This window comes from Acidobacteriota bacterium, assembly GCA_030697165.1.
Taxonomy (GTDB): domain Bacteria; phylum Acidobacteriota; class Vicinamibacteria; order Vicinamibacterales; family UBA2999; genus 12-FULL-67-14b.
On sequence record JAUYQQ010000003.1, the window covers coordinates 210803 to 229547 of the forward strand.

Annotated in this window: 16 protein-coding genes; 6 read left to right on the plus strand and 10 right to left on the minus strand. The window is 66.8% G+C overall.

Annotated features, from left to right (window positions below):
* Positions 1 to 76: 76 nt before the first annotated feature.
* Positions 77 to 1279 carry an Ig-like domain-containing protein gene (locus tag Q8T13_03765; GenBank protein MDP3716865.1) on the minus strand — a complete coding sequence of 401 codons (1203 nt, stop codon included), beginning with the start codon at positions 1277 to 1279 and terminating at the stop codon, positions 77 to 79.
* 106 nt (positions 1280 to 1385) lie between these two features.
* On the opposite strand from Q8T13_03765, the gene Q8T13_03770 reads away from it, so the two are divergent.
* Complete coding sequence (locus Q8T13_03770) at positions 1386 to 2150, plus strand: hypothetical protein (protein MDP3716866.1); 765 nt, start codon at positions 1386 to 1388, stop codon at positions 2148 to 2150.
* A 41-nt stretch (positions 2151 to 2191) separates the two neighbouring features.
* Here Q8T13_03770 and Q8T13_03775 read toward each other — a convergent pair whose 3' ends face one another.
* Genes Q8T13_03775 through Q8T13_03785 form a run of 3 tightly spaced genes read right to left on the minus strand, consistent with a single transcriptional unit; the run spans position 2192 to position 5978 of the window.
* Positions 2192 to 3214 (minus strand): serine hydrolase domain-containing protein, encoded by a 1023-nt coding sequence (locus Q8T13_03775; GenBank protein ID MDP3716867.1) that lies wholly within the window; start codon positions 3212 to 3214, stop codon positions 2192 to 2194.
* Positions 3214 to 4656, minus strand: coding sequence for a sodium:solute symporter (locus tag Q8T13_03780; GenBank protein ID MDP3716868.1), 1443 nt, complete (start codon positions 4654 to 4656; stop codon positions 3214 to 3216). Before Q8T13_03780 ends, Q8T13_03775 begins: the two co-directional genes overlap by 1 nt.
* Positions 4657 to 4688: 32 nt before the next feature.
* Positions 4689 to 5978 carry a family 10 glycosylhydrolase gene (locus tag Q8T13_03785; protein ID MDP3716869.1) on the minus strand — a complete coding sequence of 430 codons (1290 nt, stop codon included), beginning with the start codon at positions 5976 to 5978 and terminating at the stop codon, positions 4689 to 4691.
* Between the two features lie 68 nt (positions 5979 to 6046).
* Here Q8T13_03785 and Q8T13_03790 point away from each other — a divergent pair, with 68 nt between their 5' ends.
* Positions 6047 to 7027 carry a BadF/BadG/BcrA/BcrD ATPase family protein gene (locus Q8T13_03790; protein MDP3716870.1) on the plus strand — a complete coding sequence of 327 codons (981 nt, stop codon included), beginning with the start codon at positions 6047 to 6049 and terminating at the stop codon, positions 7025 to 7027.
* Positions 7024 to 7755 (plus strand): glucosamine-6-phosphate deaminase, encoded by a 732-nt coding sequence (nagB, locus tag Q8T13_03795; protein ID MDP3716871.1) that lies wholly within the window; start codon positions 7024 to 7026, stop codon positions 7753 to 7755. Before Q8T13_03790 ends, nagB begins: the two co-directional genes overlap by 4 nt.
* A 48-nt stretch (positions 7756 to 7803) precedes the next feature.
* On the opposite strand, the gene murQ is transcribed toward nagB, so the two are convergent.
* A complete protein-coding gene (gene murQ / locus Q8T13_03800; protein ID MDP3716872.1) occupies positions 7804 to 8757 on the minus strand; it encodes an N-acetylmuramic acid 6-phosphate etherase in 954 nt (317 codons plus the stop codon).
* 81 nt (positions 8758 to 8838) lie between these two features.
* Here murQ and xerD point away from each other — a divergent pair, with 81 nt between their 5' ends.
* On the plus strand, positions 8839 to 9723 hold the full coding sequence (gene xerD, locus Q8T13_03805; GenBank protein MDP3716873.1) for a site-specific tyrosine recombinase XerD: 885 nt from the start codon (positions 8839 to 8841) through the stop codon (positions 9721 to 9723).
* Between the two features lie 6 nt (positions 9724 to 9729).
* Entirely contained in the window at positions 9730 to 11451 is a 1722-nt protein-coding gene (locus Q8T13_03810) for a PHP domain-containing protein (protein ID MDP3716874.1), read from the plus strand.
* An 87-nt stretch (positions 11452 to 11538) separates the two neighbouring features.
* Here the strand turns inward: Q8T13_03810 and Q8T13_03815 are convergent, their stop codons facing one another.
* Together Q8T13_03815 and lptF are read right to left on the minus strand one after the other, a co-directional pair.
* A complete protein-coding gene (locus tag Q8T13_03815; GenBank protein ID MDP3716875.1) occupies positions 11539 to 11784 on the minus strand; it encodes a hypothetical protein in 246 nt (81 codons plus the stop codon).
* A complete protein-coding gene (gene lptF, locus Q8T13_03820; protein ID MDP3716876.1) occupies positions 11781 to 14147 on the minus strand; it encodes an LPS export ABC transporter permease LptF in 2367 nt (788 codons plus the stop codon). Before lptF ends, Q8T13_03815 begins: the two co-directional genes overlap by 4 nt.
* A gap of 48 nt (positions 14148 to 14195) precedes the next feature.
* Between lptF and Q8T13_03825 the strand changes: the two genes are divergently transcribed.
* Positions 14196 to 16283 carry a glycoside hydrolase family 57 protein gene (locus Q8T13_03825; GenBank protein ID MDP3716877.1) on the plus strand — a complete coding sequence of 696 codons (2088 nt, stop codon included), beginning with the start codon at positions 14196 to 14198 and terminating at the stop codon, positions 16281 to 16283.
* A 138-nt stretch (positions 16284 to 16421) separates the two neighbouring features.
* Here Q8T13_03825 and Q8T13_03830 read toward each other — a convergent pair whose 3' ends face one another.
* From Q8T13_03830 to Q8T13_03840, 3 genes are all read right to left on the minus strand, one after another.
* Complete coding sequence (locus Q8T13_03830; GenBank protein ID MDP3716878.1) at positions 16422 to 17243, minus strand: ParB/RepB/Spo0J family partition protein; 822 nt, start codon at positions 17241 to 17243, stop codon at positions 16422 to 16424.
* Positions 17236 to 17991, minus strand: a complete 756-nt coding sequence (locus Q8T13_03835) for a ParA family protein (GenBank protein ID MDP3716879.1) — start codon at positions 17989 to 17991, stop codon at positions 17236 to 17238. Before Q8T13_03835 ends, Q8T13_03830 begins: the two co-directional genes overlap by 8 nt.
* A 245-nt stretch (positions 17992 to 18236) precedes the next feature.
* Positions 18237 to 18719 (minus strand): bifunctional nuclease family protein, encoded by a 483-nt coding sequence (locus Q8T13_03840; protein ID MDP3716880.1) that lies wholly within the window; start codon positions 18717 to 18719, stop codon positions 18237 to 18239.
* Positions 18720 to 18745: the final 26 nt, after the last annotated feature.

The following is an 18745-nucleotide window of genomic DNA, read 5'->3' on the forward strand; positions in this document are numbered from 1 at the left end:
TTCTGCGTTGGAAGAAAGAAAGGGCCAGGGTGCGGAAGCACTCTAGCCCTTTGGTCTTTAGCGGCGAAGGCCGAGACTACGACACGACGATAGTCGTCGATGTGGTGCCGACGCTGCCGTTGGCGTCGGTGACAGTCGCGGTCACACGGTTGGTCGTCCCTGAATCAAACCGATAAGAGAACGTGCCGCCGCCAGTGCCGGTGTAAATCGCTGTCCCATTCTCCAGCGTCACGCGTACCGATCGGATCGGCGCCGAGCCAGCGCCCGCCGTGAGCGTGAAAGTTACGAGCCCATTCGCCGGCACAGGATTAGCAGGGCTCGCGGACATCGTAATGGTCGGCAGCGCTTCGAACCCGACGACGATCGCGGTCGATGAAACTCCCTGCACGCCGTTGATGTCCGTCGCCGTCGCCGTGGCTGTGTAGCCACCCGCGCGACTGTAGGTGTGGGTCAGCCCGACGTTGCCGGTGACGCCGGTTACAGTCTGAGATTGCCCATCACCCCAATTCACCACCACCGACTGGATCGGGTTGCTGGTGGCACCACCCGCTGGTGTCAGCGTAAAGGCGACAGGCTGCCCTACGATGTGCCCGGATCCTGTCGCCGCAATGGTCACCGTGGGAGCGGTCACGATGTTGACCGTGAACTCCTTGGTCGCCGCGCCAACGGTCGCCGCCACTTTGGTGACCCGATTGGTCGTCAGCCGCGTCGAGGCGCTCCCATTCGCATCGGTGGTTGCCGTGGTGCTCTCGAGTGTGCCCTGGTCGGTGGTGAAGAGGACGGCAACGCTCGGCAGGGGGTTGTTCGACGAGTCGAGGACGCGCGCGGTAACCGTGACCGTCCCGCCATTCTGCGGCACGGTCGACGGGGCCGCATTGATGGACACGCCGGAAGTGCCGACTGCGGCGCTTCCGACCAGCACCTGGACACCGCCCGAACTGCTATTGCCAGAGCGAGTGCTCGCCGCACCGGAAAAAGCGTTCAGTGTGGCCGTGACCGAGACGTTCGGCGCGATGAACGTGCTGGCCGCTCGACCGTTGACCGTGGTCGCCTCGGCAGGGTCGAAGCGGCCCGCCGTGGTCGTGAAGCTGACGACGGTGCCGTTATGCACGGCCGTGCCGGCGGACTCCACGACGGTGGCGGTGACGGTGGCCTGGCCGTTGACCGGGATGATGTTCTTGTCGACGGCGATCGAGATGGTCGAGCCTGTTGGTGAGGTCAGCGGGACCTTGTCGCACGAGGCCGCGACCACCGCCAGCATGGCGGCGCCGGCGACCACACACGATCGCAGCGTATCGCGTTGCCTGGAACCAGCCGCCGGCAGGACCCTGGAAAGGGTCGATTGAAAAGATGACACTGAAAGGCCTGTTAAGGATAATAGACGCATGAAGTTAGCGGGTCAAGGATTGCCCGCCGGACCGGTGGGCCAGCTGAAGACGTCGAGTGGTTACGCGATGGCGGCCCTGCTCGTGGCCATGAGCGTGATGGCGGTGCTGATGGGCGCCCTGTTGCCGCACTGGACGACGCTCGCCACGCGCGAAAAGGAGCAGGAGCTGGTGTTCCGGGGCAACCAGTACGCCCGCGCCATTGGCCTGTTCCAGCGCAAGTTTGCCAATACGGCACCGCCGAGCATCGATGTCCTGGTTGAGCAACGTTTCCTCCGCAAGAAATACAAAGACCCGATCACCAACGACGACTTCCAGCCGATCTACGCCAACCAGGCCGCCCAGGGCATTGGCTCGCCGACCGGATCGACCAATCCGGGCCAGCAGGGCAGTGCCAACCTGGGCACTCCTGCCCGCCAGACCCTGCAGGCGGGGTTTGGCAGCACCGGCGCAACCGGCGCCGGCGGCATTATCGGCGTCACGTCCAAGAGCACGGAAACTTCGCTGAGGCTGTACAACGGCCGCAACAAATACAACGAATGGGCGTTCGTCTACGTTCAGACGGCGCAGCGGCCCGGAGGGCCGGGTCAACAGCAGCCGGGCGCCCCCGGCGGCCCACCGCAGCGTCCCGGCGCGTTTGGCATGCAGCCGGGATCGTTCCCCGGGCCGGGGCAGCGGCCGAGCGGCGGACAGCAGGGCCCGGGCGGTGCCACGTTCACACCGCTCGTCGGCCAGCCGAATCGTCCTCCGGTTCCACAGCCTTAGGGTGCCTGGGGTGCCTAGGGTGCCTAAGGTGCCTTGGGTGGTTAGGCTAGGTCGGTGACGACCGCGTCGTGCAACGCGCGGCGCGTTTCCTGGATGCCGTCACCGTCGCGGCTTGGGTGCACGCGGTTCGAGAGCAACACTACATACAGGTCCCGATCGGGATCGATCCAGAGCGACGTGCCCGTGAAGCCGGTGTGCCCGATGGCGTGACGCGACAGGAGCGTGCCGCACGACGAGGTGGGGAGCATGGTGTCCCAGCCGAGCGCGCGAGAACTGCCCGGGGTTCTGCTCTGGCGGGCGAACGTCGCGAAGGCCGGCGACGCCAGCCACCAGCGCGCGCACGCGCCGACGGCCGCGGCGGTGCCGAATAGCCCGGCGTGTCCCGCCACCCCGTCGAGCGCCGCGCAGTTTTCGTCGTGCACCTCCCCGCGCCGTTCTTCACCTTCGGCCGTGTCCTCAGTGGGAGCAATGCGGTCGTGCCATTCGACCGGCGGCCGGAACCTCAACTCGGCCCCTCGCCCCAACTCCCGGTCCCGCCAGCCGTCGAACAGCTGATCGAGTGGGGTCGCGGCCGCGTGCTCGATCGCGAGGCCGAGCAGGATGAACCCAGGGTCGCTGTAGATCGATTGAGTGCGGGGCAGGTAGTCGAGCGGCTCTTCGCAAATCGCCAGCTCGAACGAGGCGCGGCCGCGGCGGCGTTCCCAGTACGGCCGATGCGCCGGCAGACCCGAGCAATGCTCGAGCAAGTCCTGAATCGTCACCGGCTGGCGATCCTCTCCGGTCCACGACGCAATCCAGTGCCGCACGCGGTCGTTCGGCCGCATGCGGCCGCCGGCAAACTCGCCGGCCGCGAGCGCCGCGGTCGCCAGCACCTTGGTCAGCGACGCGAGATCGTAAATGGTGTCGGCGACGACGGTCGCGCTGTCGGCGTAGGTTTGCGAGCCACGCGCGATCGTCGCCACCGCACCTTCACGCCGGCCGACCTCGACCACCGCGCCGGGGAACACCCGATTGGCGATAGCGCGCTCGAGCACGCCGGCGACGGTGGGGTAGGGGGCGGCCATCAGGATGCCGGCGCGGTCTGGCGCGGCAGCACGGTCGCCAGGATCCCCGCGACCAGGCAGGTGGTGACGGCGCCGATCAGGACATACCACGTAAAGGCGATCGGCGTGGACCACCACACGGCCGTCATCAAGCCCAGGCCGGCCACCATGCCGAAGAACGTGTCGCGTTCGCTCACCCTCGCCGCCAGGGTGCCCAGCAGGAAGGCGCCAAGCACCGGTCCCGACGCGAACCCCAACACCGCCAGACCGGCATCGAGTACCGATCGCTCCATCCACTGCGCGCCGATCGCCACCGCCAGCTGCACGATGCCCCAGCCCACGGTCACGAGCTTCGCGATGCGCATCTGCGTCGCCTGGTCTGCCGATGGGTTGACGTACGGCAAGTAGAAATCGCTGATGGTGGTCGCCGCCATCGCGTTCAGCGACGGCGACAGCGCCGCGGCGACAATCGCCGCGACAATGAAGCCGGCGAGTCCGTTCGACAGCTCGCTGACGACGAAGATCGGCAGGATCTGGTCGGCGCGCGTCAAGGTTTGTGGGATCGGTACGTGCTGGTAGTACGCAAACAGCATGACGCCGATCAGCAGGAACAGCACGAACTGCGCGAACACGATGAAGCCGCTCAGGATCAGCCCGCGCGATGCCTCCTTCGCACTCCGCGCCGAGAGCAAGCGCTGCACCAGGAACTGGTCGGTGCCGTGGGTTGACAGCGTCAAGGCCACGCCGCCAAGCAGGCCGGCCCAGATCGTGTACGGCCGGGTCAGGTCGAACGCCGGGTCGAAGAACACGAACCGCCCGGTCTCTTGCCCGGCGCGCACGACTTCCGGCCAGCCGCCGGGAATGCGGCCGAGCAGGGCCCACGCCACCGCCGCGGCGCCGGCGATGTAGACGAACATCTGCACCACGTCGGTCCAGATCACCGCCGACACGCCGCCGCGCATGGTGTAGAGGATCATCGCCGCGCCCAGCACCACGACCACACCGGTCACCGGCACGCCCGTCACGATCGCAATCACGAGGGCGGTCGTGAACAGCCGGATGCCGTCAGCCAGCGATCGCGTGATCAGGAAGATGACGGCGGCGAGCGTCTTGACGCGCGTGCCAAAGCGGCGCTGCAGCAGCTCGTACGACGTGAACAGCTCGCCGCGAAAATAGGCCGGAATGAAGAGGAGGCTGACCAGCACCCGGCCGATGATGTAGCCGACGGCCAGTTGCAGGAACGTCATGTTGCCGCCGTAGGCGGCCGCTGGAATGCCGATGAAGGTCAGCGTGCTGGTTTCGGTGGCGACGATGGTGAAGCAGATCGCCCACCAGGGCACGCTGCGGTCGGTCAGGAAGTAGTCGCGCGTCGTCTTCTGGTATCGCGCGAACCACGAACCGAAGGCGGTGATCGCGAGCAGGTAAACGCCGATGACGGCGTAGTCGACCGCGGACAGCGACATGAGTCAGTCGCAGTGTAGTGCGAACCGCTGTCTCAGTGCGATCCCGACCCGAAGGCCGCCCGGCCCAGTTCGCTGAGGGTGCCGGCGCTGTTCGGGGGCGCGGTCAGGGCGTCGTAGGAAAACAGGATCATGCCGGCGGCGCCCAGCCGGCGAGCCGCGGCAATGTGCTGCAGCGTTTGCGCCTGGGCCAGGTGATAGGCGCCAATGCCCGCCCACACCGGCAGGTCACCGGCGTAGTCGCGTGCCGCTTCGATCTGCTGCGCAAACACACCGGTGTCGGTGGTGTAGGCCATGGGGCACAGTACGTCGAGCAGCGACTGGTCGAGCCATGCGCGCCAGTCCTGCTGGCGCGACGAGGCGGCCTGCTGCGCGTCAGGAACGACGGCCGCGCTCAAGAGCACGCCCGGCCGGGCAGCCTTGATCGCCGTGCGCACCTGGGTGACGAGCGCGGTCAGGCCGTCGCGACGGAACCGATTCCATCGCTGGGGATACAGGTTCGGATAGGCGGCCGGGTCGAGCACTTCGCGGGCCGCGGCCTGGCGCCGCTCCTGCTCGCTCATGTCGGGAAGAATCGTGGCCTTGAACAACGCAATCGCCGAGGGGCTGTAGTCGAAGTCTTCGTTCGGGAAACGGACATAGTCCAGGTGTACGCCGTCGACTGCGTAATTCTGGACCAACTCGCCAATCACGGCCGCGGCGTGTGCCTGCGCCCGTGGATGCACGGGCGAGGTGTATAGCCCCTCAACCTCGGTGGCATGGGCCCGCGTCCAGCGCGCCAGGCGGCCAAGGTAGGCGGGGCTGCGCGAGTCCACCTTCTTCATCTCGGCGGCCAGCTCGCGCGGGACCATCAGCCACTCGGGCTCGCGGTAAATCACGTGCTCCCGCGCCGCAGGCAGGCTGACCGAACTCGAGACCAGGTTCACCGCCACCCACGCGTGCACCTTCAGACCGGCGGCATGCGCGTCGGCGAGGACCGTGGCGAGCGGATCAAACCCCGGCTTCGACGCCAGTTCCGAGGCTCGCGGCTCCAGTGTGCTCGCGTAATACGCGTCGCCGCGTCCACGCACCTGGACGATCAGCGTGTTGAAGCCGCCGGCATCGGCGGCCCGCACCATCTCGCGAATGGCCTCGGGCGACGACAGCGTGGTGCGCGTGACCCACAACGCGCGCGTCTCCACCTTCGCCCCTTGGGCTACGGTGGACAGGTCGGCTGGATCGCCATCGGTCGCGAACACCGAGACGGCCACGAGTGCGGCGACCGCCAACGCCAGGGCAGACCGCCGGACCAGGCGCGCCACTACTGGGGGAGTGGGGCGAAACATTGACAACACATCAACTTAGCATGTCTCCCGGCCGGTGGGGGCGCGCGTCCGGGCTGTAAGCTAGGGGGATGCATGTGCTCGGTATCGACGCCGGCGGCTCCAAGACCGTCGCCCTGCTCGCCGATGCGGCCGGCCGCATCGTCGGCGAGGGCCGCGCCGGCGGCGCCAACCTGCAGGCGCATGGCGAGCTCGAAGTGGAGAAGGTCCTGCATCACGTGATCGATCAGGCGATGGCCGGCGGCGCCGGGGTGCCCGCCGCGGTTTGCCTCGGGCTGGCCGGCGTCGATCGCGAGGGCGACAGCCAGGTGATCGCGGCCGTGATGCGGCGCCTGGGTTTCCGCGAGCGCACCTTGATCGTCAACGACGCGTTGATTGCGCTGGTCGCGGGTGTGCCGCTGGCTGACGACACGGCGGCGGTGGGCCCGGGCCTGGTCCTGATCTCGGGCACGGGTTCCATCGCCTACGGCGTCAATCGCCATGGGCTCGCGGCGCGCGCCGGCGGGTGGGGCACGTCGCTCGGCGACGAGGGTTCCGGGTACTGGATCGGTCGCCGCGCCCTCAAGGCCGTGACGCGCGCGGCCGACGGCCGCGGGCCCGCGACCGGGCTGACGCGCCTGGTCCTGGCGCACTTCACGCTGTCCCGCCCGGAACAGCTGGTGTCAGAGATTTACGACCACGCCAAGGGCAAGCGCGCGATTGCGTCGCTGGGGCCGCTGGTGGAGCAGGCGCGCGGCGCCGGCGATGCCGTGGCCGGCGAGATCATGCGCAAGGCCGCCGAGGAGTTGACGTTGGCTGCCGCCTCGGTCATTGCCAGCCTCGAAATGCGCGGCGAACAGTTTCCCGTGCTGATGTCGGGCGGCATGCTGCGCGGCGCCCCGTGGCTCGCCGACGAGGTCAGCCGGCGGCTGGCCGAGGTCGCGCCCCGCAGCACCGTCGCCGCCCTTGGCGTGGAGCCGGCGCTTGGCGCGGTGCGCCTGGCGTTGGCGGAAGCCGACGGCGGTGTCCGCGTTCCCCCTTACCGTGATGCCTTTCGCGCGACACCTCAGTGAACATTGAACGATTCGACCAAGAAGATGTCCTGGCCTCGACCCTCGCTACTCGCGTGATCGAAGCCCTGTCCCTCAAGCCGCGCCTCGTGCTCGGCCTGCCGACCGGCCGGACGCCGGTGGCGCTCTATCGCGAGATCCGGTCGCGCAGCCATCGCGGTCATGTCGATTGGTCGCAGGCGCGCACCTTCAACCTTGACGAGTTCGTCGGCCTCGGTGCCACCGACGAGGGCAGCTATCGTTCGTACATGCAGGCCGAGTTGTTCGACCACGTGCGCATCGAGACGGTGAACATCGGCATGCTCGACGGCCGCGCCGCCAACCTGGCCGCCGAGTGCGCTCGCTACGAACGCGCCATCGACGAGGTCGGCGGCATCGACCTCCAGATTCTCGGCATCGGCGCGAACGGACACATCGGGTTCAACGAGCCGGCCGACGCGCTGGAGGCCGGCACACACGTGGCGGAGCTCTGCCGCGAAACCCGCGAGGCCAATGCCGGCCTGTTCAGCGGCGACCTGGGCCGCGTGCCGACGCATGCCTTGTCGATGGGCATGGCGACGATCCTGCACGCGCGGGAAATTGTGCTGATGGCCACCGGCACAGAGAAAGCGGCCGCCGTCGCCGGCATGATCGGCGGCCCGATCACGACGCGGCTGCCCGCGTCATTCCTGCAGTTACATCCGCGCGTCACGGTCATGCTCGACCGCGCCGCGGGCTCAAGACTGGCTTAGAGAGTGCCCCTTCGACTCGCGTGACGCGCTGACGCGCGCCACGCTCGCTCAGGGCAGGCCGGCGATCAGCGCCTTGAGACGGGGTTCGATGTCTTCGCCAATCGCATCGCGGATCAAATCGTCCGACTTGCGCAGCCGCGTGACGGCCTTGGCGTAGGTCAGCCCGGCCTTCTGCATGACGATGGCGACCTTGACGTTCCAGTGCGCCTTCTTGAGCAGCTTCTCGGCCTCGTCGTAGTCGAGGTCGGTGACGATGTGGACAATGCGGCGGGCGCGGTCGCGCAGTTTCTCGGAGCCGAGCGCGTTCACGTCAACCATCAGGTTGCCGTAGGTCTTACCAATCAGGATCATCGCCGACGTCGTCAGCATGTTGAGGACGATCTTGGTGGCGGTGCCGGCCTTGAGGCGGGTCGATCCGGCGATGATCTCGGGCCCGACGGCGGGGGCGATGGTCAGGTCCACGAACGCCTGCAGTTCGTTGCGGGGATCGCAGGTCACAAACACCACGCGCGAGCCGGCCTTGCGGGCGCTCGTCAGCGCGCCGCGGACGAACGGCGTCATGCCGCTGGCCGAGACGCCGATCACGACATCCTTCTTGGTCGGGTCGAGCCGCGTGAGGGCGCGTGCGCCCTCTTCGTAGTTGTCTTCCGAGCCTTCCTTGGCGCGGATGATCGCGTTCTTGCCGCCGGCCATTACACCCTGCACCAGCAGCGGGTTGGTGCCGAAGGTCGGCGGCATCTCGGCCGATTCGACCACGCCCAGGCGGCCACTCGTGCCGGCGCCCACGAACACCAGGCGGCCGCCCTTGCGGAGGGCCTTCGCACACATGTCGGCGCCCAGGGCAATCCGGTCGCGCTCCTTCTGGACCGCCACGAGCATGCGGCGATCTTCGGTGAGCATGAGGTCGACAATGCCGCCCGCGTCCAGCTTGTCGATGTTGAGCGACGAGGGGTTAATGGCTTCGGTCGGGAGCGACTGCCATCGAGAACGGGTGGGGGCCACTAGCTAGTCTCTGCTGCGATCAAGGTAACAGCTGATGCTAGTCCCCGGTGTGCCTGCTGTCAATGAGACTATCCTTGTGCGGTGAGTGCGCTCGTCGTCGCCTACTTGTCCCACCTGGCGGTGGAGCGCCGATTGTCGCCCAACACCGTGGACAGCTACGCCCGCGACCTGGCCCAGCTGCAGCAGTTTGCCGCCGGACTGGGCCGGGCCGTCGAGGATCTCGATCGCCGCGGCCTCGAGGCGCTGGTCCGGCAACTCATGGGTGAAGGACGGGCGCCGGCCTCGGTGGCGCGCAGTGTGGCCTGTTACCGCGGCTACTTCCGGTTTCTCGTCGTCTCGGGCCATCGCACCGTAAACCCGGCCGACGACCTGCAGGCCCCACGGGCCTGGAAGACGCTGCCCAAGTTCCTGTCGGTGGACGATGTGGACAAGCTGCTGGCGGCGCCCGACACCGCCGTGCCGCGCGGCCTGCGCGACCGGGCTCTGATCGAAGTGTTGTACGCCACCGGACTCCGTGTCTCTGAGCTGATCAACCTGAAGCCGCAGGACGTGAACCTCGAGAGCGGCTACCTCACCACCACCGGCAAGGGCCGGAAACAACGGCTGGTGCCGCTCGGCGATGAGGCCGCCAGCTGGGTGGTGCGGTACCTGGCGGAGTCGCGGCCCGTGCTGCTGAAGAAGCGGACCTCGACGCGCCTGTTCGTCAACGCCCGCGGCACCGGGCTGTCGCGCGTGGGCTTCTGGAAGATCCTGAAGGCGTACGGGCGGCAATGCGGGCTGCCCGGCGCCCTCAGTCCCCACGTCCTGCGCCACTCGTTTGCGACGCACCTGCTGGAGCGCGGCGCCGACCTCCGGGCGATCCAGATGATGCTCGGGCACAGCGACCTGTCGACGACGCAGATCTATACGCATATTCTAGAGGCGCGACTGCGGGCGGTGTACGACAAGTTCCACCCGCGGCCCTAGAGATTCATGACCCAGCTGCTTCGCCATCGCGGACTACGAATCATTGGCCTGTTGGTCGCGTTGGTGCTGGTCATTGGCTGGATGCTCCTGCCGCCGGCGACGCGCGACACGGCGCCGCTGGCTGGCGGTCCGCCGACGGCTCGCGGGGCGTATCACATTCACTCGGATCGCTCCGACGGCAGTGGATCGGTGGACGACATTGCCGCCGCGGCCGCGCGTGCTGGACTCCAATTCATCGTCATCACCGACCACGGAGACGGCACGCGGCAACCCGATGCTCCGCAGTATCGCCACGGCGTGCTGGTGATCGATGCGGTCGAACTGAACACGGCCAGCGGCCACCTGGTGGCGCTGGGAATGCCGGCCGCGCCGTATCCATTCGCAGGGGCCGCGGCTGATGTGCTGGAAGACGTGCGGCGTCTGGGCGGTGTCGGGATTGCGGCGCATCCCGATTCGCCGCGGCCGGCGCTGCGATGGTCGGCTTGGGAGGTTGAGCCAGACGGCCTGGAGTGGCTCAACGCGGACAGCGGCTGGCGAGACGAGCCTGGGCTGGCGCTCGCGCGCGCCGTGTTGAGTTACGGCATCCGGCCGGCTCCCGCCATGGCCGCGCTCCTGGATCGGCCCGCTGATTTACTAGCGCGATGGGACTCCGCGGGTGCGACCCGTCCGATGCCCGCGCTGGCCGCCGCCGACGCGCACGCGCGCCTGGGGTTCCGGCAGGAGAGCGATCCTGATGTGTCCACGATCCATGTCCGACTTCCGGGTTACGAGGCGACCTTCCGGACTTTCTCTAACCATGCGGTCCTGAACCAACCGCTCACGGGCGACGCTCATGCAGACGCCGTTGACGTCCTCAGGGCGCTGAAATTTGGCCGGACCTTCACCGTCATCGACGCGCTGGCGACGCCCGGGGCGCTCGACTTCACGGCGACCGCGGCTCAGCGGACCACGGGGGTGGGTGACAGCATCCCAATCCATGGCCGCGTCTCGTTGCGGGCGCGTCTGAGCGGGCCGCCCGGCACCACACTTCAGTTGCTGCGCAATGGCGTCGTGGTCGGCAGCACGACCAAGGACGAGTTGGTCCTGGAGACCAGGGAGCCGGGTGTCTATCGGATCGAGGCGTACACCGCCGGCGCGCCGGGATTGCCGCCCATTCCGTGGGTGCTGTCCAACCCGATCTATGTCGGGTTGCATGATGGACTTGTCAGTCCCGCTCCAGGCGCGGCAACGCCGAGTTCCAGGATTCCCGCCCGGACCGCGGACGCCTCCACCGAGAAGGGAACCAACGACGTCAGCGAGTTGGTGGACGAGCCGACGACTGATTCGCGCGACCGGCGCTTCGCCGGCGAGCCGCCGATTGGGTGGCGCTACGCCCTCGCGCCAGGGGTAGCCGCCGGGCAGTACGCCGCCGTGGCGTTGCCCACCATTGGCGGACTTGCTGACTTCGGGCGAGTACGGTTCACGGTGAGGGCGTCCGCACCGGTGAGGGCGTGGGTGCAGTTACGCGCGGGCAGCGCGACGGAACGGTGGGGGAGAACCTTCTACGCCGATGGCGAGTCTCGTCTCATCGACCTGCCGCTCACGAGCTTCAGGCCGATCGGCTCAACCTCGACGGCGGCCGCACCGTTGCCGCGTATCGAGTCGTTGCTCTTCGTGATCGACACGCTGAACAATCGCCCCGGCTCCTCCGGTTCGCTGACGCTGTCGGAAATCGCCTTCGTTCGTTAGGTCCGCCTAAAGGCGGACGCCACATCGCACTGTAGTGTCCGGCTTCAGCCGGACCGCAAGCAACATCCGGCTTCAGCTGGATTGACTTCAATGCCTGACGCCGTGACGGACGCTCAGCTCCCAGATCATCAACGCGATCCCCAACCCAAGCAATCCGCCACCGAGCGCGAGCCACGCGATCGGGTACACCATGCTGATGGTGCCGTAGCCGCCGCGTTGCAACGCGAGGATCATCTGGATGAAGCCGGCCGGCAGGCACACCAGGGCCGCGATCAGGCACACGCCGGCGGTGATGTAGCGGGTGGGTGAGGGGCGTTGCGGAACCTGGGTCATGTGCGTACGGTCAACAGCAGGAACGCGGCCGCGGCGCCGAAGATCAGGTTGGGCGCCCACGCCGCCAGGATTGGATTGAGCAAGCCGCCGGCACCGAAAGCGGCAAACACGCTGATCATCACCCAGTACACCAGCGCGAGCACGATGCCGATGCCGATGCCGTACATCGCGCCGCGCTTGCCCGTGGACACCGCGAACGGCACCGCAATCAGCGTCATTACCAGGGTGACGAACGGGAAGGCGGTCTTGCGATACAGGCCGACCTCGTGCTCGAGCACATTGTAGCCGCTCGCGCGCAGCTCACCGATGTAGGTGCGCAGCTGACCGAAGTTCATCAGGTCGGGCTCGCGCGTCTCGGTCACGAAATAGTCGGCCGGCTCGAGCGGCACGGAGCGCTCGGCGAACTTGGCGAAGTCGGTGACCTGGGCCTTCGCGCTGAAGTCGCGCGACCACCCCTGTTCGAGGCGCCATTCGGGCACGGTCCCGGCCGGGCCGGCCACCGGGGCATAGGTCGCCTTGGCGGCGAACATCCGCGAGCGAATCGTGTGCGCCGCCTCATCGAAGTCGAACACCGACAGGCTGTTCAGCTCGCGCCGGCGCGGGTCATAGAACTGGTAGTGGTAGACCTCGCCGCTCCTGCCCACGATCCACTTGCGGTTCATGACCCCGAAAGTTTGCGGCGAACCGGTGCGGATGATGTGCTTCAGCCGATCGGCGTTGCGATTGGCCGTGGCGAGCAGCCGTTCTTCCATCGCAAACAGGATCGCGCTGGCGGCGGCGGCGAACAGGACGAGCGGCAGGGCCGTGCGATACAGGCTGATGCCGCACGCGCGCATGACGATGAGCTCGCTGTTCTTGGTGAGCAGGCCGATGGTGACGAGTGCGGAGAGCAGCACGGCCAGCGCCAGGATGTAGGTGAGCCATTCGGGCGTGGACCAGAACAGGAATTGCGCCAGCATGCCGAGCGAGGTCTGGCCCTTGAACCACTTGTCCGACAGGTCGATGAACGTCGAGATGTAGAACAGGCCCAGCATGCCGACCGTGGTCATGCCGAGAATGCGGACGTACTGCCTGGCCAGGTAGACGTCGAGCAGGCGCGGACCGGGCAGCGAGAACTGGGGGACCTTGAACACGACGACCACGCGGCCGCTCTTGGCGGAGACACCGGTCGTGGTGGTCGTGGACGTGTCCGACGGGTCGGTGCTCGCCCGGCGGCGGCTTAGCCACGCGGGCAGCGAGATGCTGATCGGCGAACCGGCCGAGCGCGAACGCCATGCCAATAGCGCGATGCCGGCGAACCCGAGCAGGAAGTTGGGGAGCCACATCGCCAGCCAGGCAGGCAGCCAGAATCCCTTCGCGAGCGCCTCGCCGCCGTACATCACCACGTAGTAACTGAAGATCACGCCGATGCCGAGCACGAACGCGGCCAGCTTGCCGTCCTTGCGGCTGGTGGCGCCGAGCGCGAGGCCCAGGAGGCCGAAGACGAAGCAGGCCACCGGAATGGAGAACTTCTTGTGGATCTCCATGATCTGGTTGTGCGGGGATAACCCCTGCGCGCGCAACTCCTCAGCCTTGGCGTGCAGTTCCTCGATCGACAGCTCGCGGTCGCCGCGGGCGGGTCCCTGGCGGGGGAACACGGTCTCGGGGTCGAGCGACAGAATGGTGCTGTCGAAGCGCGCCACTTCATAGGAACTGGGATCGGCCAGGTCGGTGCGGTGGCGCGTGCCTTCTTCGAGCACCATCTGGATGGTGCGGGCCTCGCGGTCAATCACCATGCGGCCGCGCTTGGCGAGGTAGATCACCTGCTGCGCCGGGTCGCGGGTATCGGCGGCGAGCACGTCGCTCCAGCCGGTGCCGCCGACCGGCACCTCGTTGACGTAGAGCACGAGGCCGGGGAAGTCTTCGAAGAACACGCGCGGCCGCACCTCGCCCTCGGCGCGATCCATCACGATCTGGTTGGAGATCTCGCGGAAGGTCTGGTTGGCGTTGGGCATGGACTCGAGCATCACCCACGAGGCGACGCCCCAGCAGATCACGCCGAGGAGCAGGATCGGCTGCAGCAGCCGGTACGGACTGACGCCGCAGGCCATCAGCACCACCACCTCGCGGTCGGCCGACAGCCGGCCCAGGGCGACGAGAATGCCGATCAAGAGCGCCATGGGAATGGTCAGCGCCGCGACCCCCGGCACCAGGGTGGCCATGAGCTGCAGCAGGGTGACCCACGGCACCCCCTTCGCAATCATCTGTTCGGCCAGGTCGATGATGAAGGGGATAATCAGGATGAACGTGAACACCAACAGGGCAATCAGGAACGGCGGGAGGATCTCCCGCATGACGTACCGGTCGATGATGCGCATTCGCATGGGGTTCCGCGCGCCTCCTGGGCGCGCAAGCTGCCCCCATTATCGCCCATGGTGAACCTCGCCCTGCTGTGGCACATGCACCAGCCCTTTTACGAGGACCTCGCCACCGGCGAGCACATCCTTCCGTGGGTGCGGCTGCATGCCATCAAGGACTACTGGGGCATGGTCGCCCTGATGGGCGAGTTTCCGGGCGTACGCGCGACCTTTAACCTGGTGCCGTCGCTGGTCGTGCAGGTCCAGGCGTTTGCGGAAGACCGGGCCTCGGATCGGCACCTCGCCGCGGGGCTCAAGCCGGCGGAGGCGTTGACCGCAGACGAGGCCGGCTGGCTGGTCGCCAACGGGTTTCATGCACCGTACGGCCGCATGATTGCGCCCTATCCGCGTTACGCGGAACTGCACGCCGCGCGCCTGGCCGGGGCCGCGTTCACGCCCGCCGACCTGCGCGATCTGCAGGTCTGGCACAAGCTCGCCTGGATCGACCCCGACTGGCTGGCGCGCGACCCGCGGCTCGTCGAGCTGATTGCCCGCGACCGTGACTACACCGAGGCCGACAAGGTGGCGCTGCGGCAAATCGAACTCGAACTGCTGCGGCTCGTGGTGCCGGCCTATCGAGAAGCCGGCGAGCGCGGGCAGGTCGAGCTGGCGTGCTCACCGTTCTATCACCCGATTCTGCCGCTGCTGCACGACTCGGATGTCGGGCTCGGCACGCATCCGGGCGCAGGTCGGCCCCGCACCCGGTTTGCCCGCCCCGATGACGCCAGGACGCAGATCGAGCGGGCCCTCGCGTTTCACGCCGACACTTTCGGCCGCCGACCGGCGGGCATGTGGCCCTCGGAAGGCTCGGTCTCGGACGCCGCGGTGGCGCTTTTGGCTGAGTCCGGCGTGACGTGGATCGCGACCGACGAGGACATCCTGGCGCGCTCGCTTGGCGTGGCCTTGCCGCGCGACGAGTTCGGCCACGCGCTCCGGCCCGAGATCCTGTACCGGCCCTATCGGCTGGGCGCCGCGGGCCCGGTCGCGCTGTTTCGCGATCACGCGCTGTCGGATCGGATTGGCTTCCACTATCAATCGTGGGACGCGGGGGCGGCGGCCGCGGATTTCGTGGACCGGGTGCGGACGGCAGGCCATCGGTTCGCGGCAGCCACCGGCGGGGAAGTCGGGACGGTCAGCGTGATCCTGGACGGAGAGAACGCGTGGGAACACTATCCCGGCGGCGGGCGGCCGTTCCTGCGGGCGCTTTATTCGGCGCTGGCAGCGGCCGGTGACATCCGGACCGTGACCATGGCCGAGGCGGCGTCGGGGCCGGCGGTCCCGTTGGCGTCGGTCCACGCTGGCTCGTGGATCAACGCCGATTTCTATATCTGGATGGGCCATCGCGATGACCACCGGGCCTGGTCGCAATTGGCCGAGGCGCGTGACACGTTCGATCGCCATGCGGGGGGCGTGGCCGCCGACCGGCGCGACCAGGCCTTCGAGGAATTACTAATCGCCGAAGGCAGTGATTGGTTCTGGTGGTACGGCGATGACCACTCGTCGGACCACGACCAGGAATTCGACGAGCTGTTCCGGCTCCACCTGCGCAATGCCTATGCGGCGTTGGGCGTTCCCGTTCCGGACGAGCTATACGTGTCGAACATCTCCACCGGCGCGGCTACGGAACTCAGCCCGGCGGGGGTGGTCTCGGTCAGGCTCGATGGTCGCGCGACGAGCTACCTGGAATGGGCGGGTGCGTCGCGGCCGTCGCTGGTCCGGCCAGCCGGCGCCATGCATGAGGTGGCCGCCGCTTCACCCATCACCGAACTGTTGGTCGGGTTCGATGCGTCGGCCGGTCTGTGCCTTCGACTCGCCGGGCCGGTGGTCGGCTTGTTGTCGTCCGGGTCGGCGACCCTGGTCGTGCTGGTTTCGGCGCCCGACACCCGTCAGGTCCCGGTCGAGCCGGCGTGGCAATCTGTTGATGAGCTGGCAGAGGTGATCATCCCGATCGACGAATTCGAAGTCCTGCGGGGTCAGCGGCTCGAATTCCGGCTCCAGGTTCGGGCGCGGACCAACGACGTCCTGGACACCGTTCCGGCTGGCGGTCCGTGGACCGTGATTGTTCCGGGGCCGGGCTCAGCAACTTCGGACTGGCATCTCTAGGGCAGTTGCCCGGCAAACCCATCTAAAACCCACACAAACCGTCCACAGGCCATGTTTGTGTGCGAAATAGACTAAGTCTGATAATACATCTTATGTTAACTAACAGGCAGGGCACGCGGGGAAAGCCTCCCGCGTCGCTCACTTCGCGTGTTTCAGTTCCTGGAGAATGTTCTCGAGTGCGGCAATCACTTCGTCCTTGCTCGCGTTCTTCTTGTTGAAGCTCAGGCGCATGTTGAAGGCCTTGCTCGGCGGCCTGAATGCAAACACGAACGCCTTGGGCCGCCCGGGTTTGACCTTCTGGGTATCCTTGCGCAGTTGCTCACGGGTCGCGCCCTGGTTGGCAATCTTCTCGACGAGCGCCAGCATCTTCTGCGGGTCGCCCTGGCGGACCACCTGCAGCAACAGCGAACGGCTGTTGATGCCGGCCAGCCGGCAGACCTTCCGGACCTCCGGCGGAATGCCGTTGATCGACAGCGCCTCGGTGATCGTGGTCCGCGACTTGCCCAGGCGTTTCGACAGGTCCTCGTGGGTATAACCGCAGCGCTGTGCCAGCGCCTGCATGGCTTCAGACTCTTCAAACGCCGTCAGGTCCTTGCGCTGGATGTTCTCGACCAGCGCCAGTTCCAGCATCTCGCGGTCGTCCACGTCGCGGATGACGACCGGCAACTCGGTAAGCCCGGCCTGGACCGAGGCGTGGTATCGCCGTTCGCCGGCGATGATCTGGTACCGCGGCCCGCGCTGGCGAACCACCAGGGGCTCGATAATCCCCTTCTCGGTGACCGAGGAAATCAGCTCGGCCAGGTCGCCCATGGCCTGTCGCGGCTGGTCGGGGTTGGGGTCGATCTGGTCGATTGGGACCATGCGGCCGACCGGGGCGCCGGCTGAGGCCGCGAGGGTTTCGACGTAATGCGCGTCGTGGCGCATGCGCAGGTTGTCTGGCAATCCGCGAGGCTTAGGCACGGTCGATCACCTCCTCACACAAACTGTAGTACTCGGTCGCGCCAGATGACTCCGGCGCGAAGGTGAAAATGGACTCCCGGTACGCCGGGCTCTCCTCGAGCCGCACGCTCTTGCTGATGACGGTGCGGAAGACCTTGTCGCCGAAGACCTTGCGAATCTGTTCCTGGATGTCGCGGGCCAGCGCCGTGCGCTTGTCGTGCATGGTGATCACCACGCCCAGGATCTGCAGTTCCGGGTTCGGCCGCTGGCGGACCTTTTCAATGGTCTCGAGCAAGTCGTCCGTGCCTTCGAGCGCGAAGTACGACGACTGGATCGGGATTAGCAAATGGGTCGAGGCGACCAGCGCGTTGATGGTCAGCAGGCCCAGGGCCGGCGGACAGTCGATGACGATGTTGGCGAACTGCCCCTGGAGCGCGGCCAGTTCATCCTTCAACCGGAATGGCGCATCGAGCTCGCCGACCAGCCGCGATTCGAGCTTGGCCAGGGCGATGCGCGCCGGTGCGATCGACAGGTTCGGCAGCGAGGCCGGCACGATCACGTCGGCCAGGTGCACGGTGTTGTCGACGAACACGTCGTACATGCTTCGCGTGGCGGTGCGGATGTCGATGAACGACATGCTGCTATTGCCTTGCGGGTCCAGGTCGATGAGCAGCGTCGGCTTGCCGCGCATGGCAAGAGCGGCCGCGAGGTTGATGGCGGTGGTGGTTTTCCCCACGCCGCCTTTCTGGTTGGCAATACTGAGAATCATTGGGCAGTTACGCGTAGGGCTCGCCCGCATTCTAGCAGCAAGATCACGAATCTCGTGATCTTGTGTTCTGGCGACGCTGGGATTTCGCGAAATGCCGTGATGTAAAGCTATGTAAACGTGGAGCTTAGCGGGATTGTCGGCGGGCCGACATTTTGAAAGTTGAAAGTTGAAGAGTTGGTAGTTGGTAGTTTCGGGCTTGGAACTGCCCACTTCAACTACCAGCTTTCAACTTCTCAACTTTCAACTTACATCTTGTACTTACCCATGTCGTCTGGATCCAACTGCTCCAGCCATTGTTGGAGACGATCGCTGTCCTGCTTCTCGTTCGACAGGTCCACCGTCTTGGCGTGGTCGATCACTTTCTCGTCCACCAGGATCGGCGCGCGGGTGCGCAGCGCGAGCGCGATGGCGTCGCTCGGCCGGGCGTCGATCGCCACCGGACCCAGCGGAGTCTTGAGATGGATCATCGCGTAGAAGGTGTTCTCCTTCAGGTCGCACACCACGATCTTGTCCACCGTCGCCTGCAGGTCCTGGATGATGTTGCGCAACAGGTCGTGCGTCATCGGCCGCGGCGTCTGGATGTTCTCGATCTGCAACGCGATGGCGTTGGCCTCGAACACGCCCACCCAGATCGGCAGCACCTTCTGCCCCTCCGAGTCGCGGAGGATGATGATGGGCATGTTGGTGATGGGATCGACCATCAGCCCCTTGATGTTCATTTCGATCATTGCGTCCCCGTTACTGCGCTGCTGTG

Excerpts from the sequence above, each read along its gene's own strand:
- Q8T13_03770 (MDP3716866.1), top strand. The coding sequence starts at position 1,386 with ATGAAGTTAGCGGGTCAAGGATTGCCCGCCGGACCGGTGGGCCAGCTG.
- Q8T13_03790 (MDP3716870.1), top strand. The coding sequence starts at position 6,047 with ATGCATGTGCTCGGTATCGACGCCGGCGGCTCCAAGACCGTCGCCCTG.
- Q8T13_03815 (MDP3716875.1), bottom strand. The coding sequence starts at position 11,784 with ATGACCCAGGTTCCGCAACGCCCCTCACCCACCCGCTACATCACCGCC.
- Q8T13_03785 (MDP3716869.1), bottom strand. The coding sequence starts at position 5,978 with ATGTTTCGCCCCACTCCCCCAGTAGTGGCGCGCCTGGTCCGGCGGTCT.
- Q8T13_03840 (MDP3716880.1), bottom strand. The coding sequence starts at position 18,719 with ATGATCGAAATGAACATCAAGGGGCTGATGGTCGATCCCATCACCAAC.
- lptF (MDP3716876.1), bottom strand. The coding sequence starts at position 14,147 with ATGCGAATGCGCATCATCGACCGGTACGTCATGCGGGAGATCCTCCCG.
- Q8T13_03835 (MDP3716879.1), bottom strand. The coding sequence starts at position 17,991 with ATGATTCTCAGTATTGCCAACCAGAAAGGCGGCGTGGGGAAAACCACC.
- Q8T13_03780 (MDP3716868.1), bottom strand. The coding sequence starts at position 4,656 with ATGTCGCTGTCCGCGGTCGACTACGCCGTCATCGGCGTTTACCTGCTC.
- Q8T13_03825 (MDP3716877.1), top strand. The coding sequence starts at position 14,196 with ATGGTGAACCTCGCCCTGCTGTGGCACATGCACCAGCCCTTTTACGAG.
- Q8T13_03775 (MDP3716867.1), bottom strand. The coding sequence starts at position 3,214 with ATGGCCGCCCCCTACCCCACCGTCGCCGGCGTGCTCGAGCGCGCTATC.
- Q8T13_03810 (MDP3716874.1), top strand. The coding sequence starts at position 9,730 with ATGACCCAGCTGCTTCGCCATCGCGGACTACGAATCATTGGCCTGTTG.